At 63.2% G+C, this 21,707-nt stretch carries 8 protein-coding genes; all 8 read left to right on the plus strand.

All coding sequences use genetic code 11. From position 1 onward, the window contains the following. The first annotated feature begins 368 nt into the window (after nucleotides 1-368). The 8 genes from K0H48_RS11675 (at nucleotide 369) to K0H48_RS11710 (ending at nucleotide 21,698) form a co-directional block, all read left to right on the plus strand. On the plus strand, nucleotides 369-1,535 hold the full coding sequence (locus tag K0H48_RS11675) for a substrate-binding domain-containing protein (RefSeq protein WP_138815080.1): 1,167 nt from the start codon (nucleotides 369-371) through the stop codon (nucleotides 1,533-1,535). A gap of 227 nt (nucleotides 1,536-1,762) precedes the next feature. Beyond that, nucleotides 1,763-14,383, plus strand: coding sequence for a filamentous haemagglutinin family protein (locus K0H48_RS11680; RefSeq protein ID WP_219267567.1), 12,621 nt, complete (start codon nucleotides 1,763-1,765; stop codon nucleotides 14,381-14,383). A gap of 370 nt (nucleotides 14,384-14,753) precedes the next feature. Then, the gene (locus tag K0H48_RS11685; protein WP_138815396.1) at nucleotides 14,754-15,347 is read left to right on the plus strand and encodes a transposase; all 594 of its coding nucleotides are present in this window, start codon (nucleotides 14,754-14,756) and stop codon (nucleotides 15,345-15,347) included. A gap of 62 nt (nucleotides 15,348-15,409) precedes the next feature. Next, entirely contained in the window at nucleotides 15,410-16,990 is a 1,581-nt protein-coding gene (locus tag K0H48_RS11690) for a ShlB/FhaC/HecB family hemolysin secretion/activation protein (protein ID WP_219267568.1), read from the plus strand. 23 nt (nucleotides 16,991-17,013) lie between these two features. After that, a complete protein-coding gene (locus K0H48_RS11695; protein WP_219267569.1) occupies nucleotides 17,014-18,813 on the plus strand; it encodes a DUF2341 domain-containing protein in 1,800 nt (599 codons plus the stop codon). Between the two features lie 11 nt (nucleotides 18,814-18,824). Beyond that, nucleotides 18,825-19,250: a biopolymer transporter ExbD gene (locus tag K0H48_RS11700; RefSeq protein WP_017139644.1), complete on the plus strand. Its 426-nt coding sequence runs from the start codon at nucleotides 18,825-18,827 to the stop codon at nucleotides 19,248-19,250. A gap of 3 nt (nucleotides 19,251-19,253) precedes the next feature. Beyond that, on the plus strand, nucleotides 19,254-19,955 hold the full coding sequence (locus K0H48_RS11705) for an energy transducer TonB (protein WP_219267570.1): 702 nt from the start codon (nucleotides 19,254-19,256) through the stop codon (nucleotides 19,953-19,955). 42 nt (nucleotides 19,956-19,997) lie between these two features. After that, the gene (locus K0H48_RS11710) at nucleotides 19,998-21,698 is read left to right on the plus strand and encodes a putative porin (protein ID WP_219267571.1); all 1,701 of its coding nucleotides are present in this window, start codon (nucleotides 19,998-20,000) and stop codon (nucleotides 21,696-21,698) included. Nucleotides 21,699-21,707 lie beyond the last annotated feature (9 nt).

The following is a 21,707-nucleotide window of genomic DNA, read 5'->3' on the forward strand; positions in this document are numbered from 1 at the left end:
GCCAGCTCCCACATTTGAATCAGATCAATTCCGCTGACTCTTCCAGCCCCCCAACCTCGGGTTCCTCATTCCGTCACATCCAACCCACCACGACACAGCCCACACCGCGTCCAGTCAAACCCCGCTGAAACCTCGCTGTCACTTGCCCCGAAACCACTCAAAAGCATGACCAAAACACCCGAGAATCTTTCGTAAAATCAAGCGGTTCCTCCCGAGGTTTTTTCCTTTTGCTGTCATCGGATACTGCGAAATTTCCTACCCATGGCCTCAACCCTCGCCACCCCCGGAACACGGCTTGGGACCGAAGCCATAGCGTCATGCAAGAGCCATCTACCCAAACGTACAAACACGACGAAAGGAGATTCTTCATGTTTAAGCGCACTATGATCGCAGCCTCTTTGGTAGTTGCAGCACTGGCTTCCGCCCAATCCATGGCCGCAGTGGTCGGTGGCGGTGCCACCCTGCCGGAAAAACTCTACGGCACCACCACCGGTACCGGCATCCTCGCTTCTTCCATCCCGGGTTTTAACGCCTACATCGGCGTTGGCAGTGGCGACGGCAAGAAAGCGTTCTTCGGCAACGATTCGACCAAGCTGAAACTGGCCGCCGGCATCAACGTTGACTACGCCGGTAGCGACTCGATCGTCAGCGCTGCCGAGTTGGCGGCTTACAACGCTGACACCGTCAAGGGTAAAGCCGCCTTCGGTGCGCTGATCCAAGTCCCGGCAGCAGCCACTTCGGTGACTGTGCCTTATCACATCAATGGCAAAACCTCGCTCAAGCTCACCAGTGTTCAACTGGCGAACATCTTTGCCGGTGTGACCAAAAACTGGAATGAGGTGCTGTTCGACGGCGTTGCCGGCCCGAATCTGCCAATCAAAGTGGTGTACCGCACCGAAACCAGCGGTACTACCGAAATCCTGACCACACACCTCAAGGCCGTCAGCGGTACGTTGTTGCCTGCTGCCAGCAATAGCTTTGCAACCGCTGTCGGTTTTAACCCGGCCGTCAACCCACCGGCCGGCACTAATTACATCGGCGTGGTTGGCAGCCAGGGCGTTGCTGCCGCGGTTGCCGACGCCAACAACAATGGTGCAATCGGCTACGTCAGCCCAGACTACGCACAGTTCAACGACGCCTCGGCTGTTGCTTCGATCAACGGCGCGCTGCCGACCGAAGTCAACGTGCAAGTCACCCTCGATACCGTTGCGCCACCTGCCTTGGGCAGCAACGATGCCAAGGATCCGTTGAAGTGGGTTCCGACCTTCGCCAACCCGACCGCAGGTTATCCAATCGTGGGCTACACCAACCTGGTCTTCAGCCAGTGCTACAAAGACACGACTGACACCGCGCGTATCCGTGTATTCCTCAACCGCCACTACACCGGCGTGAACAACGCGGCCGTCAGCAGCCACTCGTTCATCCCGCTGTCCGCCACTTGGCAGAAAGCTGTCTACGACAACTTCTACGCCACCACCAGCGCCTTGCGCCTGGGCGACACCAACACCTGCAACGGTATTGGCCGTCCGCTGTAAGCCCCGTCTCGACAGGGTTTTCCCCACAACCGGCAATGACTTCGCGTCATTGCCGGTTTTTTCGTTTCATCGCCCAACCAGCCAGTTGAACTGCACTGCGTGAACATTGTGTGACAACAGTTCGGTCGCACGCCCCGGCAACCGCCTTAAGCAATAACCCCGACACGTGGCCGCGCAGTGTTTGCGTGCCCGTCGTTCGCCTGCCCCGTCAAAAGGACCTGTAAGTGATGCGTTCCCGACTGAAGCTGCCTGCTACCCGTGCCGACAAGGTGCTTGCCACCTCAGGTCAAGTGTTGCTGCTCAAACCCCTGGCCCAAGTCATTGCGCTGCTGGTGTTTGCCGGTAGTGCCCACGCGGCGCAGCCTCAGGCGTTCAGTTCGGGATGGTTTGCCGCCAAGGGCGCAGCGCAAACGGCCGGCAGCGCACGTCCGGGTGTGGTGATGCCGGGAACGCCGCCGCCGTTGTCCCAGCAACAACGCGGCAACGAGCAGTTGCAGCGCTCCTTGCAGAACCTCAATACCAGCGTCGCCGCGATTGCCGCGCAACAGGCTGTGCAGGCCGCCGCCAGAAGCAGCGCGAGCGCGGGGCCGCAGAGCATCCACAACGGCCTGGGTGGCAATGGCTTGAATGTGGTGATCGGCGCGGACGGCAAGCCGCTGTTCGTCAACGCCGAAGGCCCGGTGCAGACCGATGCCAACGGCAAGACGCTGGTGTCGATCAAGCAGACGGCCGACAAGGCGATTCTCAATTGGCAAACCTTCAACGTGGGCCGCGATACCACCGTGCAGTTCCAGCAGAACAGCGATTGGGCGGTGCTCAACAAGATCAACAACAGCACTGCGCCGAGCCAGATCCAGGGGGCGATCAAGGCCGACGGCACGGTGATGATCGTCAACGGCAACGGTGTGGTGTTCAGCGGCAGCAGCCAGGTCAATGTGCGCAATCTGGTGGCGGCGGCCGCCGGGTTCAGCGATGAGCAATTCACCGCCAGGGGCCTGTACAGCGCCAGCAACAGCGCACCGAGTTTTACCCAGGCCGCCGGCAATGTGACCGTCGAACGCGGCGCGCAGATCCAGACCCAGGTGCCCGCCACATCGACTGCCGGTGGCGGTTATGTGTTGCTGCTGGGTAAAGAGGTGGCGAACGCCGGCAGCATTTCCACCGCGCGCGGCCAGACTGTGCTGGCGGCGGGCGACAGCTTTGTGATCAAGAAGGGCTACAGCACCGACGGCAATGTTGCTTCCACTACACGCGGCAACGAAGTCAGCGTCACGGGCACTGGCAAGGCCAGCAACACTGGGTTGATCCAGGCATCTACGGGGGACATCACGCTGACCGGCCAGCAGGTGCTGCAGAACGGCGTGGTGCTTTCAAGCTCCTCGGTGGAAGCACGTGGCACCGTGCATTTGAAGGGCACCGGCAGCAACGCCAGCGTAAGCCTGGGCGAGGGCAGCCTCAGCGCCATTGTGCTCGACAGCAGCAACGCCCTCGACAGCCAGCGCGCCGGGTTGATCACCCCGGCGGCTGACCAGGCCGGTAACGTAGTGCCGGCTGACCTGTACCGCCGCGACCAATCCCTGGTGGAAATCACCAGCGACGGCACGGTGGACTTTCGCAGCGGCTCCCTGACCCTGGCCACTGGTGGCCAGGTCGGCGTCAAGGCGGCGCAGCGAACCTTGCTGCGCGATGGCGCGGTGATCGACGTGTCCGGCGCCATTGGCGTCAAGTTGGCGATGGAATCCAACAGTGTCAAGGTCAATATCCAGGGCAACGAGCAACGCGATGCGGCGGTCAACCGTGACGGCAAAGCCCTCAACAACAACGATGTGTGGGTAGATGTCCGCGACCTGATTTTTGTGCCGGCCGGCACCAACGGTTATGCCACCGACCGTTGGTACACGGCGGGCGGCCTGCTGGAAGTGGGCGGCTATCTGGGCACGCGCAACCACGGCATTGGCGAATGGATGGCCCAGGGCGGCACCGTGACGTTCAGCGGCAAGGACGTGGTGACCCGGCAAGGTTCGCAGATCAACCTGTCGGGCGGCACCCTTGATGTGCAGGCTGGCAAGATTCAGCAAACCTGGCTCAAAGGCCCTGATGGACGCTTGTACGAACTGTCGAGTGCGCCGGGGGATTTGCTCTATACCGGGATCTACAAGGGTTACGAAGACCACAGCCAGCGCTGGGGCGTGACCGACTATTACTACAACCCGCTGATCGCACCGCGCGAGCGCAGTGAAGCCGGCTATACCGTCGGGCGGGATGCCGGGCGCCTGGTCGTCAGTACCACCGGCGCCGTGCTGGAAGGGCAAATTGTCGGCGACACCTACCAGGGTGAGCGCCAGACCCAGGCCGCGCAAAAAGGCCTGGACGGTTACCTGCAATCGCAAAAAGCCGTGGCCCGTGGCGCCGCCCTGGTGGTGGGCAGCTATGTGCCGTATTACGTCAAGGACAGTGCCCAGTTGCAGTACGCCTTGGGCGCGGACGCAAGCACGGTGAAGAACGTGGTGCTGGGGCCAAGGGCCGCTGCCGTCGCCGCTGGGTTGGACTTGAACAGCGTGCTCCCGGCTGAGCGGGTGTCCACGTTGTATCTGGACAGTGAGGCGTTGAGCACGGCGAAACTGGGGTCAATCAAGGTCGCCACCACCGGTTCGATTCTGGTCAACGGCGCGCTGGAGGTGGAGCCCGCCGGTGACATCACCTTGTTCGGTCCCAGGATCGAGGTAAATGCCAACCTCACAGCGCATTCCGGTAGCCTGCAGCTGGGCAACGTGCTGGCGCAGATTACGCCGACCGGCAAGAACGACGTGACCCTTGGCGGTCGCGGCAGCTTGATCGTTAATGGCGGCGTGTCGCTGGATACCAGCGGTCTGTGGAGCAACCAGTTGCTCAGTGTGGGCGACAGCAGCCGGTTGCCCTACCTCAACGGCGGCAGCGTGGCCTTGCGCAGCAGCGGTGATATGCGCCTGGCGGCGGGCAGCCGGGTGGACGTGTCTTCCGGCGCGGCCCTGGATGCGAGGAACCAGTTGATCGGTGGCAAGGGCGGCGACGTCACGCTCGCGGCCAACGCCAACAGCGCAGACAGTCGCGGCAACCTGGCCCTTAACGGCGAGTTGCTCGGCTATGGCGTCAGTGGCGGCGGGCGCTTGAGTGTGCAGGCCGGCAAAGTGCTGATCAGTGATCAGCCCGGCGCGCCCCAAGCGGGCACGCTGCAACTCGACAGCGGGTTCTTCAACAAAGGCTTTGGCGCTTACGAGATCACCGGCAACGAAGGTTTGTTAGTAGCCGACGGTACTCAGGTCGACGTGACTGCACCGGTGTACCGCCTCAATGACACCGCGCAAAACCTGGTGAGCGGCGCCGACCCGCGCAGCGCACTGCAAATCTGGACCCCGCCGCAATACCGCGAAACCCCCACCAAAGGCCAGTTGACGCCACGCAAAGGCGCGAGCCTGAGCCTGCAAGCCGGCACACCATTGTCCACTGCCGCGCAAATGGCAGTGGTGCAGGCGCGCATTGGCCAGGGCGCAGTGATCAACGTGGATCCGGGCCAGTCCATCGGCGTGCGCAGCATTGGCCAGTTGACCGTGGACGGCACCTTGAATGCCTGGGGCGGCAACATCACCCTGGGTGGCGTCAACGTGCAGCCCACGGTGGCCGATGGCGTTGAGGCCAAAGGCCACGAGCGTTCGATCTGGGTCGGTGAACACGCCGTGCTGGATGTGGCCGCACGCGCAGCCACTGCCGTCGACAGCCTGGGTCGACGCTACGGTGTGGTGGGCCAGGGCGGCACTCTCGTGATTGGCGGGGTGATTGACCCGGCCACCGGCATTGCCAGCGCGGCCAACCTGTTTGTGGTGGTGCGCGAAGGCGCACGCCTTGACGCTTCCGGTAGCCAGGCGCTACTGGACCTGTCCAGTGCTGGCCCCACGCTGGTTGCCAGCCGTGGCGGCACCATCTCCCTGGCTTCCAACAATGGCCTTTATCTGGAAGGCACGTTCAGAGCCAACAGCGGCGGCACCGGTGCGGCGGGTGGCAGCCTGAACGTGGCCCTGGAAACGCCGTTGTACCTCGATACCGCCGCTGCCCGTGTGCGCCAGGCGCGTGAATTGATCGTCAGTGTCGGCGATTCAGGCGCGGCTTTACCAATCGGCAGTACGCCTGAAGCTGTGGCGGGCGGCTTGACCTACGGGCATGGACGGCTGACGGCCAACCAGGTCAGCGCCGGCGGTTTCGACAACCTGTCGCTGCTGAGCAACGGCCTGATCAGTTTTGACGGTGATGTGGCCTTGCGTCTGGGGCAGAGCCTGAGCCTGTATTCAGGGGCCATGGCTTTGACCGATAGCGCCGCGAGGCAGTCCCAGGTGCTGCTGGCTGCACCCTATGTGCGTCTGGCCGGAGTGGGTAACAACAACAGCGGCACCGACAGTGCAGTGCGCCCGACCGTGCAAGGTGGGGTTTCCTCACAAGGCGCGGCTGGCTGCTTGAGGGTTGAAGCCGCAAACGTTCTGGACCTGCGTGACAGCGTCAACTTCGGCGCCCATGCCGAACGCTCCAAAGCCCTGGCCAATGGAATTGACCGACGCGCCTTCGACCAGGCCAACTTGGTCAGCCAGGGGGACATGCGCTTGCTGGCCCGCAGCGCTGACAAGACCAAAACCGCCCTGACCACCCAAGCCGACCTGAACCTGATCGCCGCGCAGATTTACCCGACTACCGGGGCCGTTGCCGAGGTGACGGCTGGCAACACCGGCGGTGACTTTGACCCCGCGCGTAGGTTGCGCATCGGTCGGGTCGGCAATACGGCCCCGGCGCTGCCTTACTCAGTGTTTGGCAGCCTATCGCTGAACGCTTCGACCATCGAGCAAGGCGGCGTGCTGCGCGCGCCCATGGGCAGCCTCAGCTTGGGCGTGGACGGCGGCATCACCCGCTCAACCAAAGTGATCAATCTGTTGCCGGGCAGCCTGACCTCCGTCAGCGCCGGCGGCTTGGTGTTGCCCTATGGCGGAACAGTCGACGGTGTGACCTGGCGATACGACGGCGCGCAGGTGGAGTTGCTGGGGGTCGGCGGCACCCGTAGCACAGGTAATATGGCGGTCGGGGTGGCGCTGACGGGGCGCTCACTGAATGTGCAGCAGGATGCGATTCTTGACCTTTCCGGTGGTGGTGAGCTGCTCGGTGCGGCCTTTGTTTCCGGGCGCGGCGGTTCCACCGATGCGCGCTACAACCCCTTGGTGCAAATGGGCGCGGACGGGCGCTTTACCTTGCCGGGGCTGGCGACTAACCCGGTCTATGCGATCGTTCCCGGCACTCAGCCCGGGGTGGCGCCCAGTGGTGGTGAAGCGGGGGCGATTGCGCCATTGGCAGGCCAACAAATCCACATCGGCACCGGCGTACCCGGCCTGCCGGCAGGTATCTACACCTTGCTGCCGTCCACTTATGCCTTGTTGCCGGGGGCCTTTCGAGTGGAGATCAACGGCCTCGCAGCACCGTTTGCCAGCGGCTCCCTGCGCAGCGCCGCCGGCATGAATAACGGCTCCTGGTCGACTGAAGGCTTCCTTTCGATTGCTGGCACTGGTATCCGTGACCGTTTGCCGAGCCAGGTGATCGTCACCCCGGCGGCAGTCTTGCGTCGTTATTCCCAATACAACGAGATGCCCTACGCAGACTTTGTTCGCGCTGATGCCGCACGCCTAGGGGTGCCACGCGCGGCGCTTGAAGCCGACGCCAAAACCTTGAAGTTGCGACTGGTGGACGGCCAAAAAGGTCTGGGCTTCGGCTTTGACGGTGAGGGTCGCTTTAAACCCTCGGAAGGCGGATTTGGTGCCACTGTCGCATTGCTGTCCGGCGGCGGCATTGAAGTGCTTGGCGATACTGCCCAAGCCAGTCCCGCTGAGTCGATGGTGTCGGTGCGCGCCAGCGATTTGAATGCCTTGGGGGCTGCCCGGTTGGTAGTGGGCGGTGAACTGACAGTGGTGTATGGCCAAAGTGGCAACTTCGTTAGGTCCGACCTGGCAGCAATCACTGCGAGCTCGGTGGTTGTACGCCAGGGCGCGACCCTGGCGGCACCGGAGGTGTTCCTGGTGTCGGGCCGGTCCTCGGGCGCCATTGAAATCGAGCAAGGGGCGTCGATCAATACCCTGGGGCGCGGTAAGGCCGCCTATGACTCGGATAATGGCTTTATCTATCAGCCAGGCACACGCAGTGTGTTGGCTGTCTCCAATGGGCGCTTGCAGATGCTGGCGCCGGTAAACGGTGACGGTTCCAGTGGGCCGGGCAGCATCCTCATCGGCCAATGCAGCCCGCGTGCCTGCGACGGCGACGCATCACTTTATTCCGAAGGTTCGATTGCCTTTGCCACCACCAACCGTTTTGCCTTGAGTGACAGCGTGCGCTACGGCACCCGCCATCTGGCCCTGGCGGTGGGTGGGATCAACGTCGGCGGTGCCGAGGCGTTGGCTGACGCCGCTGCGCGCGGTGTGTTGCCGGCGGGCCTGACCCTCAACCAGCAGGTGCTGGACCGCCTGCTGCGCGGCGACGCCTCCAACGGTGCGCCGGCCCTGCAAAGCCTGGCGCTGACCGCCGGGCAATCGTTGAATTTTTATGGAAACACCACGCTGAGCACCCTCGACAGTTCGGGCAAGTCGCTGCTCGATGAGCTGCTGCTGACCACACCTGCGATCTATGGGTACGGCAGCGCCAGTGATGTGGCGCTGATCCAGACCGGCACCTTGGTATGGGGTGGCGCCACCAGCACGCCGCCAGCCGTGATCAGCAACGGTGCGGGCACCGGCAGCGGCACCCTGGCGTTGCAGGCCCGGCGCATCGCGTTCGGTTATGGCCGCGATGCCCAGCCCGACAGCCTGGCCAACAATGGCCGCATGACGCTGGGCTTTGCCACGGTTAACCTCAACGCCAGCGAACGTGTCACTGCCAACCACAAAGGCAGCCTGACGGTATATCAGTCGCAAGGTGCTTACGAGGCTGGCAAAGGCTTTGCCTACAGCGGCGGCAACCTGAACATCAGCACGCCGTTGTTGACCGGCGAAGCCGGCTCGGTCAATCGCATCAGCGTCGGGGGCGCGTTGACTGTAACGGCGCCGGTCAGCGGCACGGCGCCAGTGAATGCAGCGGCCATCGACGCTTTGGGCGCGGAGTTGTTGCTGTCCGGGCGCAGCGTGGCGGTGGATACCTCGGTGGTGCTGCCGAGCGGCAAGCTCACCCTCAGCGCCGATGAAGAACTGACCCTGGGCGTGGCTTCACGCCTGGACCTCAGTGGTCGCAAAGTGCAGATCAGCGATGTGAGTAAGTACAGCTGGGGCGGTGATGTCAGCCTGGAAAGCCGTCACGGCAACATTCGCCAGGCGACAGGCGCGCTGATCGACTTGTCTGCGCAGTTCAACCAGGGTGGCTTGCTCAAGGCTGTGGCGGTGGACGCTGGTGCCGGGCAAGTCGACTTGCAAGGGCAGATTCGCGGTGGCAGCAGCGGTTATTACGATGCCGGTGGCACCCTGGTGCCTTACAAAGCCGCAGGTGTGGATATCCGCGCGCAGCAGGTCGGGGATTTTACCGCCTTGAACCAGCGCTTGAACCAGGGCCAGGTCGTTGGCTCGCGCAGCTTCCAGCTCAAGCAGGGCGACCTGGTGATTGGTGATGAACTCAAGGCCAATCAAGTCAATGTCTCGGTGGATAACGGCAGCCTGACGGTGCTGGGCACGATCGATGCCAGTGGCGAGCGGGTCGGCAGTATTCGCCTGGCCGGCAAGCAGGGCTTGACCCTTGCCGGCAGCGCGCTGCTGGATGCGCACGGCAGCGTCTTGCGGGTCGACGGCTACGGCAAGATCATCGATGCGCCGAACCGGGCGCTGGTGGAACTCAACAGCGGCGATGGTCAATTGACCTTGGCCGATGGCGCGCGTATCGACCTGCGCCACGGCACCGCTGCGCTCCTGGGCAGTGGTCCGGGACACTATGACGGTGTGGCCCGGGGCACGCTGGAATTGAACGCACCACGGCTCAATGCCAATGACGTGGCCATCGACGCAGGCGGGCAAGTCAATATCCAGGGCGCCCGCTCCATTGCGGTCAACGCGGTGGCCCGTTACAGCGATGCGCCGGTGGGCACCGAACCGTCGGCCAGTGGCCGACCGTATCAGGTGATTGACCAGAACTACCTCACGCAAAAGCACGCGCTCGCCGAGGCCTTCATCAACAACGCCCTGAATAACGCCGGGCTGATGCAGGGCAAACTCGCGGGCTTGAACAACAGCCGCTATGCCGAGGCGTTCCACTTGCGCCCGGGTGTGGAGATTGTCACCCAGGGCGACCTGGTGGTGAGCGGTGACCTGGACCTTTCCGGCTACCGTTACGCCAGCGTCAACCCCAACACGCCGAAGACTTCGGTGTACGGCTCAGGCGAGGTGGGCAGCCTGGTGGTGCGTGCCGGTGGCAACCTGGATGTCTACGGCAGTATCAACGATGGCTTTGCGCCGCCTCCGAAGACGCCGGACGATAACGGCTGGGTGCTGACGCCTGGTTTGCAAGGGTTCGGTGCCGATGTGATTGTGCCCGGCCCTGGCGTGGTACTCGCCAATGGCAGCGCATTCCCCACGGGCAAGACCCTCAACTACCCGTTGCCGATCCAGGCGACGACATTGGCCCAAGGCACTGTGCTGCCGACCCAGGGCACACTTGACGCACCACTGACGCTGCCAGCCAACACGGTGCTGAGCGCGGCGGTGCGCGACAGTGGCGGCAACCTGTTGTACGCCGCCGGCACCTTGCTGCAGCAACCTGTGGTACTGGCGGCCGGTACACAACTGGAAGCGGGCACGGTCTTGGCCGGCGCGGCTTCGCTGCGCGCCATGACCTGGCCGGCGGGCGTGCCACTGCCCAGCCGTGGGGGCGTGACGGGCAGTGCAACGGACGGTGTGTTGTTGGCCGGTGACCTGGCCCTCAAGGTCGGGGCGCTGATTCCGTACGGTACAGACGTGAAGTTGCCCAATGCTGCGGTGTCGGTGCCATTGCGCACCGTGACCGGCGCCACTGCGCGGCAGAACTGGGCCGTGGCGCCGATGCTGGCCGAAGGCTCGCAGTCGTGGTCGTTACGCCTGGTCTCCGGTGCCGATACCCAGGCGGCTGATACCCGTGCGATCCAGCCAGCGTATGCCGGCGACCTGACCCTGGCCGACACCCACTACGGCATTTACGAGACCCACACGAAAACTATCGTGCCTGGGCAACCTGCGCGGCCTGGTGGTGCCTGGTACTGGAGTGAGTTGGGCGCCGAGCTGTTTGGTGGCGAGGCGGGTACTCCGGTGTCGGCGGCTGATTCGGGGGCTTGCGATGAACCGGAGATGTGTGTGCGCGTCAAGTATGTGTGGAGTGATATCGCAGAGCTTTTCGGTTTCGTTCCCGGCCAACCGGTTTCACCGCAGGACGAAGGCACCTGTGACCCGGACATGTGCGTTTCCCTCGGTGAGCCGATTCCGGCGACACCCGAGACGGTGACCATTGGCGAGGTGAAACTGGTGTCGCCCGTGAGCCAGCACTTCAGCGTCCTGCGTACCGGTACGGGTGATCTGGACTTGATCGCGGCGGGCAATGTGGCGATGCAATCACCCTATGGTATCTATACCGCAGGTGCTTCCAGCGCTTCTCGTGCTGGCAGTGCGGCCGCCGGCTTCGACCGGGCCCGCGCCACCTCTGCGGATGGAACGGTACTGGGCACAGCGGCCAAGCCGTATGAAGCCTTGGTGGATAAAAGCAGCCCTTACGCCGCCTGGTATCCCGACGGCGGCGGCAATCTGTTGTTACGCACGGGGGGCAGCCTGACCGGCGATGTCTGGACGCCGCTGACAAACAATGCAATGCCTAACGACGGTCGCACTCAACTCAACAGTGCCAACCTGGGTAATTGGCTGTGGCGCCAAGGTACGGGCAACACCGCGGGTGTGTCGCCCATTCCCACCAGTTGGTGGGTCAACTTTGGCACTTATGTACAGGGCGAGAGTGGCGCCAATCAGTATTTTGAAGACGTCGCGCAGATAAACCTGCTGCCGCGCCTGGTGGGGTTCACCGGGGTGGGCACCTTGGGTGGCGGTAATTTAACCCTCGACCTGGGCAGCGATAGCGGCATGCTGGCGCGCCGTGGTTCAGCCGACGGCAGGCGGGCACCCCGCAGCCAGGCGTTGGTGTTGGCGGTGGGTAGCACCGGGCGGATGGTTGACGGTCAATTACTGCTCACCGGTGGCGGTGACCTGGATGTCCGTATGGGCGGGGATTTAAACCCAGGGCTTGACGCCCGTGCGACCCGGCCAGATACCGCCAGCTTACTGTCAGGCGACTACAAGGTCGAAACGCTCAGCCTCAATGGCGTATTCACCAACCTGCGCGGCGCCTTGAACCTGCAGGCCGGCAGCCTGGGGGGCATTGCCTTGAACTACGGCGGAATGCGTGGGTACCAAGACGCCAAGGACACCCGGGCCTACTCGCCGTATACCGCAAGCCTGGGCACGGCCACCGGCGGGATTACGTTGATGCTGGGGGACGCTACGGCCAGCGTATCGACCCGCGGTGACCTGGTGCTGGCGGGGACGGGCGACCCGGGACGGGTGGCTACCGAAAATACCCAGGCGTTCAGTTACAACGGTAACGACTATGGCAATGCAACCACCTGGTTTTCGCTATGGACCGAGCGTACGGCCATTGACTTGTTTTCCGCAGGCGGCAGTCTGACGCCTAGCGTGCAAAGCGTGTCGCTGGGTAAAGGCGGCGACACTGAGCCCCTGCAAGGGCAGAACTACTCCAGGTCGGATGGGCGTTTCATTTTCCCCTCCAGGCTGGGTGTGGTAGCCGCCAACGGCAGTGTCTATCTCGGCGCGTCCGCCTTGGGTGTTGGCCCGCAACCCAACAATCCGGCTTATTCGTTATTGCTGGCGCCCTCGGACACGGGGCGCCTGGCCATGTTGGCCGGGGATTCGATCTACGCCAGTGGCTACGCGGTCAACCAGTCGGGTGAAAGCCTGGGTTCGATACCGACACCGTTCGCGCCAGCCTTTGTCGGCAGGAATGGGTTCAGCAGCGTCGTCGACAACCTGGGCGGTGACGCGATACAGGATGACTTTTCCTTGTTTGCTCTGCGCCGCCCAACCGATCTTGCGCGCCCAGGGTCTCAGGCACAGCCGGCCAGGTTTTATGCCGGGCAAGGCGATATTGTCGGCTTGCGCAGCGGTGAGATGATCTCGTTCACCAGCACCCGTCAGGGGCAAGTCCGTTATGAAGCGGCAGGCCCGGTGTGGATGCGGGCGGGGCGCGACATTGTGGGTTCGGGCACCTACTTGGGCGAGTCCACAGTGTTTCCCAAGCTTGCGGGCTACAATGGCGACTACACAGGCGAAAGCCGCGGCAACCTGTTCGTACACAGCCGTCCCGAAGATGTCTCGGTGGTGTCTGCCGGGCGCGACATTATCTACAGCAGCTTCAACGTCGCCGGCCCCGGCACCCTGGAAGTCAGTGCCGGGCGTAATCTGTTGATGGAAGACAAAGCCTCCATCACCAGCCTGGGGCCGGTGGCCGTTGGGGATTCCCGACCGGGTGCGTCTATCGTGCTGGAAGCCGGGGTAGGGCCTGACGGCCTGGATTATCTGAAGTTCGTCACGCCTTACCTGGACCGCGCCAACCTGGCGGTGAACGGTGTGCCCCTGGCCGGGCAGACGGGCAAGGTGGTGAAAACCTACGAGGCCGAGCTGTTGCAGTGGCTCAAGCAACGTTATGCCTTCAGTGGTGATGCCGAACAGGCGCGGGCGTACTTCGCTGGCCTGGGGCCTGAGCAGCAACGCATTTTTGCGCGCTCGGTGTACTTCGCTGAAGTGCGCGCGGGCGGTCGTGAGTTCAACCTGAGCGCAGGCCCGCGTTCCGGCAGCTTTTTGCGCAGCCGCGCGGCGATCGAAGGGCTGTTGCCGAGCAAGGACGTGGCGGGCAACCCGATTGTGTATGACGGCGATATCACCTTGTATGGAGGCGCCGGGGTGCATACCCGGTTTGGCGGCGATATCCAGATGCTCAGCCCTGGCGGGCAGCAGGTGTTCGGTATTGAAGGGACTGCGCCGCCGGCGACTGCCGGGGTGCTGACCCAGGGTGCCGGGGATATTCAGTTGTATGCCCAGGGCAGCATCCTGTTGGGCCAGAGCCGCATCATGACCACCTTTGGCGGCTCGATTCTGGCGTGGTCCGATGCCGGTGATATCAACGCCGGTCGGGGTTCGAAAACCACCGTGCTCTATACCCCGCCGAAACGGGTGTATGACAACTGGGGCAATGTGACCTTGTCGCCCAACGTGCCGAGCGCGGGGGCGGGTATTGCCACGTTGGCGCCGATTGCCGAAGTGCCGGCCGGTGATATCGACTTGTTGGCGCCGGCAGGCACCATTGATGCGGGCGAGGCGGGGATTCGGGTGTCGGGCAACGTCAACATTGCGGCGTTGCGGGTGGTTAACGCGGCCAATATCCAGACCCAGGGCAAGTCGTCCGGGGTGCCGGTGACGGCTGCGGTGAACACTGGGGCAATGACCTCGGCGAGTGCGGCGGGGGCGGCGGCGTCCCAGGCGGCGGAGGACGCGGCGCGCAGTCAGCAGGCGGCGGCGAAGCAGGGCAGGGCTTCGATCGTGACGGTGGAGGTGTTGGGGTTTGGCGCTGAGCCGGTGGAGCGTGAACCGCAGCCTGCGGCGCAGCAGAAGACGTCGGGCTATAACCCCGGCAGTCCGGTGCAGGTGTTGGGGGCGGGGCCTTTGAGTGAACAGGCGCGGGCGCGGTTGACTGACGAGGAGCGTAGGCAGATTAGTTTGTAAGGGTTTTTGCGGGACCTCTCGTTGTAAGGTTTGGGGCGATCGGTGATTGCCCCTTTTTTGTGGGAGCTGGCTTGCCTGCGATGCAGGCACCTCGGTACATCAGGTACACCGAGTTGATGCCATCGCAGCGGTGCGACGATTCGACAAGCCCGCTCCCACCTTTGATCGAGTATGGTTCTGCTGTTGCTCTGGCCCTTACATCCTTTTCCCCCAGCAAAAATTGCCCCCCACCCAATCCCAAATGAAGCTTTCATGACAAAAGTTCGGTAGCCCCCACCCACTCCCGTCTTGCCTATGTAACGCGCTGCAGGCGATCAAAAGTCGCCTCCAAAGCCGTCAGCAGGACGCCAGGAGTGGGGCAATGGGAACTATGGAACGTTATTCGAAAGTCGGCATGCAGGAGCTCGATCAGCGCCTGTCGAAGATCGTCGAAGCCGCGCGCAAGAAGCCGGTTTCGGTATACCGCTACGGCGCGCCGTGGGTGTGGATCGTCTCCCAGGACGATTGGCAAGGTGCCTTGAAGGAAGTCTCCAGCTACATCCCGGCGGGCCATTCGTTGGTGTTGTTGCGCCCGCAGATCGACGACGTGCTCGCACAGTACCGCGACTGGCTCCAGCCCGAGCCGGGCATGCTGATCGCGCCGCACACCGTGGTGCACATCCTGTTGCTGCAACTGCTGTATTCGGTGCCCAGCGAACAGCAACTGCACGAGCAGCTCAACTACAACCTGCTGTTCCGCTGGTTCGTCGGCCTCGACCTGACCCAGAAGGTGTGGAGCCTGCACGCCCTGCAGCGCGACATCGCCAGCCTGTTGAACAACCCGCAGGCGGTGCAATTGATCCAGAAAATCATCGGTGAAGTGTTCTGTGGCGCCTTGCTGCACATGCCGGAGTTCTCGCTGAACTTCGCCTTGCTGCACACCTGGCTGGCCCGACACAGCCATCTTTCGACCACCAGCAATTGAGCAGGCCGAACGCCGTGCAATCGGTGAAGGCGCGCAACTTTTTTAGACAACCAGGGGGCGGTGTGGAGCATCTGTTCAAGTCAACGCTGGCGCTGTGCCTGACGCTGGGGGCCTTGGCCCAACCCGCGCTGGCCGAGGAGGAGGGCGCAGCACGGCGGGTCGACGTCAACGAGTACTTCGTGCGCGGCAATACCGTGCTGGATGCGGCGGCCATCGAGGAAGCGGTGTACCCGTTCCTGGGCCCGCAAAAGACCCTCGGCGATATCGAAGGCGCTCGCGATGCGCTGCAAAAGATCTACCAGGCGCGTGGCTTTCAGTCGGTGTTTGTCGAGCTGCCGGAGCAGAAGGTCGATGACGGTATCGTCTACCTGCAAGTCAGCGAAACCAAGGTCGGCCGCGTGCGCGTGGTGGGCGCCAAACACTATTCACCAGTGGAAATCCGCGAAGAAGTGCCCGCGCTCAAGGAAGGCGCAGTGCCGGATTTTGCCAGCGTGCAAACCCAGCTCGCCGGGCTTAACCGGGGCGTCGGGCGCCAGGTCACGCCGCTGGTGCGCGAAGGCGCGCGGCCCGGCACCATGGACGTCGATCTGCAAGTCGAAGACCAGAACCCTTGGCACGCCAGCATCGGCCTGAACAACGACTATAGCGCCGACACCGAGAAGCTGCGCACGGTGGCGACCCTGGGCTACGACAACCTCTGGCAATTGGGCCACAGCGTTTCCCTGACTTACTTCACGGCGCCCCAGGACAGCAGCAATGCCAAAGTCTGGTCGGGTTCCTACAGCGCACCGCTGGATGAGCGCTGGACCTTGCAGTTCTCCGGTTACCAGTCCGACAGCAACATCGCCACCATCGGTGGCAGCAACGTGTTGGGCAAAGGCCATTCCTACGGTGTGTCGGCGATCTACAACCTGCCGGCCAGCGATAACTGGGCCAACTCGTTCTCCTTCGGCGTGGACTTCAAGGACTTCGACGAGCAGCTCAAATTGGGCAGCAATGCCGACAAGGTGCCGCTCAAATACGCGCCGTTCACCTTCGGCTACAACGGCTATCGCTACAGCGAGCAATCGGCCCTCAGCCTGGGCTTGAACCTGGTGGTCGGCACCCGTGCGTTTTTCGGCTACGGCAGCGATGCCCAGGAGTTCGAGTACAAGCGCTACAAGGCCAGCCCGAGTTTTGCGGTGCTCAAAGGCGACACGACGTACACCTACACCTTCGCCAGTGATTGGCAGTCAGCGACCAAGGGCGGTTTCCAACTGGCCTCCGGGCCGCTGGTGTCCAACGAGCAGTATTCCGCCGGCGGCGCCACCTCGGTGCGCGGTTACCTGGCGGCAGAGCGCACGGGGGACGAGGGCCTGCTGTTCTCCCAGGAAATGCGCACGCCTTCATTGGCCAAGTTTCTCGGCAGCTACGTGCAGGAATGGCGCTTCTACGCGTTCGCCGAAGGCGCACGCCTGCGCCTGCAAAAGCCGTTGGCCGAGCAAGAAGACGAATACAGCCTGGCCAGTGTCGGCCTCGGCACCCGCGCCAGTTTGAGCAAATGGTTATCCGGCAGCCTGGACTGGGGCTACCCGCTGCTCGATGGACCGAACACCCAGAAACAGGACTCGCGGCTGCACTTCAGTGTGCAGGCGACTTTCTGACCTTTTCTCCCGGAGACTTCACCATGCAACGCCTATTTCTGAGCCTGTTGATCTGCCTGGGCTTCGCGCTCCCGGCCACCGCCCATGCCTGGTGGCAGGACGATTGGCACTACCGCAAACAGATCACTGTGGACACCACCGCCCAAGGCGCGGCCATCAATCAGGCCCTGGGCCGCACTGCGCTGCTGGTGCGCCTGCACACCGGCAATTTCACCTTTGATGGGGTCAAGGACGATGGCAGCGATTTGCGCTTTGTCAGTGCCGATGACAAGACCGTGTTCAATCACCAGATCGAAAGCTTCGACCCGTTGATGGGCATGGCGCTGATCTGGGTCGATGTGCCCAAGGTCGAAGGCGGCCAGCGCCAGGAAATCTGGATGTATTACGGCAATCAGAAAGCCCCGGCCATCGCTAACGGCCAGCTGACTTTCGACCCGAACTACACCGCCGTCTACCATTTTGACGGGGCCAACGGCACCCCGGCCCGGGACACCACGGCCTACAGCAACACTGCGCTGAACGCCACTGGCGCCAGCATTGATGGCGTGATCGGCCGCGCCCTGCAGTTCGGTGGCCAGCCGCTGATGCTGCCGGCCAGCCCATCCCTGCAACACGCCGCCGGCAGTGCATTGACCTTCAGTGCCTGGCTGCGCCTGGACCAGGCCAGTGGCGAGCAAATCGTCCTGGCCCGTCGCGATGGCGCCCATAGCCTGTTGCTGGGCCTGAACCAAGGCACGCCGTTTGTGGAAATCGACGGCCAGCGCGCGGTCTCCACTCAACCGCTGAACCCAGGCCAGTGGCAACACCTGGCGTTCACCGCCGAAGGCGAAAAAGTCGCGCTGTACGTCAATGGCCGCGAAACCGCGAACCTGGCGGTGGCTCTGCCTGCCTTCAATACGCAAATTGCGATCGGTGCCGATATGCCGGAGGCGGGCAGTACGCACCTGCCGTTTGCCGGCGCCATGGATGAGCTGCGCCTGTCCAAAGTGTCGCGTCCGGCTGCGCTGCTGCTGGCCGATGCGAGTGCCCAGGGCGCCGAATCCAAGCTGGTGGCGTATGGCGTGGATGAGGAACAATCGGGCTTCGGTTTCGGCAGCCTGGGCTTTTTGCTCAAGGCCGTGCCGATTGACGCCTGGGTGATCATCCTGGTGCTGGTGGCGATGATGGTTCAGTCGTGGTTCATCATGCTGCGCAAGAACCGTCAGGTCAGCCGCGTGAGCAGTGCCAACGAGATCTTCCGTGAACACTTTGCGCAGATTGGCACCCGGTTGGAAATGTATGCCGACGACGCGCAACTGGCCGAGCGCCTCGGTCACTCTTCGCTGTGGCGCCTGTACCTGGTGGCGGTCAAGGAGATCCGCACCCGCCGTGCCCAGGGCGCGGATACCTCATCGGTGTCGGCGGCCACCATCGAAGCGATCCGCTGCTCCATGGACGGCGTGCGCACCCGCGAAAACCAGGCCCTGAGTTCAAAATTGTCGACGCTCTCCAACGCCATCGCCGGCGGCCCCTATATCGGCCTGCTTGGTACGGTGCTGGGGATCATGGTGGTGTTCCTCGGCACGGCCATGGCCGGTGACGTCAACATCAACGCCATCGCCCCCGGTATGGCGGCAGCCTTGCTGGCCACGGCCATGGGTCTGTTCGTGGCGATCCCGGCGCTGTTTGGCTACAACCGCCTGATCACGCGCAACAAGGAAGTCAGCGCCGATATGCGCGTATTTGTCGACGAGTTCATCACCCGCCTGGCTGAGATGCACGGCGAGAGCCAGTTCAGTGAAGCCGCCCACTCGCGCGGCCACCACGCGTCCGTTCCGGCCTGAGGAGAATCAGCATGGCTTCCGTGAATGCCGCCCACGACGATGACGATGACGCCGCCGTCGACACTATCAACATCACGCCCCTGGTCGACGTGCTGATGGTGGTGCTGGTGATGTTTATCCTCACCGCCACCGCCCAGGTGTCGGGTATCCAGATCCATCTGCCCAAGGCCAGCGCCTCGGTGTCGCTGTCCGAGGCCAAGACCAAGGCCATCTCCGTCAACGACGGCGGCCAGGTGTTTCTCGACGCCTACCCGGTGACGCTCGGCGAACTGGAGGAGCGCCTGCGCATCGAGAAAGCGCAGAACCCGGACTTCCCGGTGATCGTGCGTGGCGACGCCATGGTGCAGTACCAGAAGGTCATCGAGGTGCTCGACTTGCTGCGCCGGCTGGAGCTGTCCCAGGTCGGGCTGGTCACCGGCAAGCCGAGCCAGGGCTGAGCCATGACCGCACAGATGCCGATCCCGCCCATGCCCGTGAAGAACAGGTTGCTGCGCCCGCTGAAGTGGGGCGCGGGCCTGCTGCTGGCCGCCGTGGCGGCCTGGTTCCTGTGGCAGTGGGCCAATGACATGAGTGGCGTGCGCCGCGAAGCGCCAAAGGTGCCGACCATTATTCCGTTGCCACCACCGCCGCCGCCGCCACCGGAAAAACCCAAGGAACCGGAGCCCAAGGTCGAAGAAAAAATCCCGGAGCCGGTGCCCACGCCTGAGCCCGAAGAGGTCAAGCCGGCGGAAGAAGCGCCGCCTTCCCCCGCCGATGATTTGGCCAACCCGATGCAGATCGATGGTGATGCGCAGTCCGGCAACGACGCGTTCAACATCGGCGCCGGCAAGGGCGGCGGCATGGCTGGTTCCGGTGGCGGTGGTTTGGGCACCGGTACTTACAAGCAGTACCTGGCGGGGCTGTTTCAGCGGCTGCTGAGGGATGACCCCGAGTTACGCAAAAAGGCGTATGCGGTGCAGGCCGATTTGTGGCTGAGCGCCGAGGGCCAGGTCGTGCGTGCAGAGCTGGTGAAGTCCAGCGGCGATGCCGAGACCGACGTGCAAGTGCTCGCCGCCTTGCGTGCGCCCCATGCCACACAACGCGTTCCGGCAGCGGTGACGATGCCGGTGCGCCTGTCGCTCAAGGGCCGACGCCCGGATTGACCACATCCATTTCTTGCAGTTTTTTACAGGAGTTGCGTACACATGATTTCCCCCGTGAATCGACTGACCCTGGCGGTCGGCATGGTCATCGCGACCCTGGTCGGCCAGGCGACGGCAGCCCCGGTGGCGCCGTCGGAAAACGTCACGATCAACCTGATCCGCCTGCTGGTGCAGCAAGGTGTGCTGACCCAGGACGCCGCCAACGGGCTGATCGCCCAGGCCGAACAACAAGCCCAGCAGGCCCGCCAGGCTGCTGCTGCGCCGGTGGTTGCCAGCGGCCCCACGGCGGCGCCTGGCGACGTGCGCGTGCAGTACGTGCCGCAAGCGGTGCGTGACCAGATCCGTGACCAGGTCAAGGCCGAAGTCATGGCCACCGCCAAGCAGGAAAACTGGGCGCAGCCCAATACCTTCCCGGACTGGGTGTCGCGTGTCAGCTTCGATGGCGATATTCGCCTGCGTGACGAGTCGCGTTACTTCTCGGGCAACAACAGCAACGAAATCGTCGACTACGCCAAGCTCAATGAAAGCGGCCCGTATGACGTCAACAAAGACACCAACACCAAGCTGCCGCCGTTGCTCAACGCCAACAAAGACCGTGAAAACCTGTTCCGCCTGCGTGCCCGCCTGGGCATGAAAGCAGTGATCACACCTGAGTGGACCGCCGGTATTCGCATCGGCACCGGCTCCGATAACAACCCAGTGTCCACCACCCAGACCCTGGGCGGTGGCTTCGGTAAAAAGGATATCTGGCTCGACCAGGGTTACCTGAGCTGGAAAGCCACTCCGGACGTGACCCTCACCGCCGGGCGTTTCGCCAACCCGTTTTATTCCACCGACATTTTGTACTCGCCGGACCTGAACTTCGACGGTATCGCGGCCAACTTCAACCATGCGCTGAGCAGTGAATGGGGCGTGTTCGGCACCCTCGGCGTATTCCCCGTGGAATACACCTCCGACGCGTCCAGCAGCAACGGTTTCGACAAGGAAGACAGCGACACCAAATGGCTGTTCGGCGGGCAGGTCGGCGCCAACTGGAAGATCAACCGCAGCAACAGCCTCAAGGGTGCGATGGCGTACTACCACTTTGACGATATCGAAGGCCAACGCTCCAGCCCGTGCAGGCCGTGGGCGGGTCAGCCTGCGTGTGATACCGACGGCTCGCGCCTGGCCTTTATGCAAAAGGGCAACAGTGTGTTCCTGCTGCGCGATATCACCCCCAACCCGGCCACGCCTGGGTTGACCCCGCAGCCGCAGTTTGTGGGCCTGGCCTCCAAGTTCGACGTGCTCGACCTGAACCTCGCCTGGGACGCCGAGCTGCCCAGCGACTTCAAGCTGCGCACTCAAGGCAACTACATCCACAACCTGGCCTACGACAAGGGCGAAATGCTCAAGCGCAGCGAAGGCCAGATCGTCAACAACATCAACAGCAAGGGCCAGTTTGAAAGCGGCGGCAATGCGGCGATGGTGCAGTTCACCCTCGGCAATGCCTTCGAGATGCGCAAGCGCGGCGACTGGAACCTGTTGGCGGGCTACAAATACATCCAGCCCGACGCCTTGCCGGATGGCTTCAATGATTCCTCGTTTCACCTGGGCGGCACCAACGCCAAGGGCTATTTCGTGGGCGGCAACTACGGCATCGACAAGAACATCTACGCCAGCGCCCGTTGGTTGAGCGCCTCTGAAGTGTATGGCGCGCCGTTTGAAGTGGATGTGATGCAACTGGAACTCAACACGCGCTTTTGATGCGCAGGG

This window comes from Pseudomonas sp. Xaverov 259 (genome assembly GCF_019352915.1).
Taxonomy (GTDB): Bacteria; Pseudomonadota; Gammaproteobacteria; order Pseudomonadales; family Pseudomonadaceae; genus Aquipseudomonas.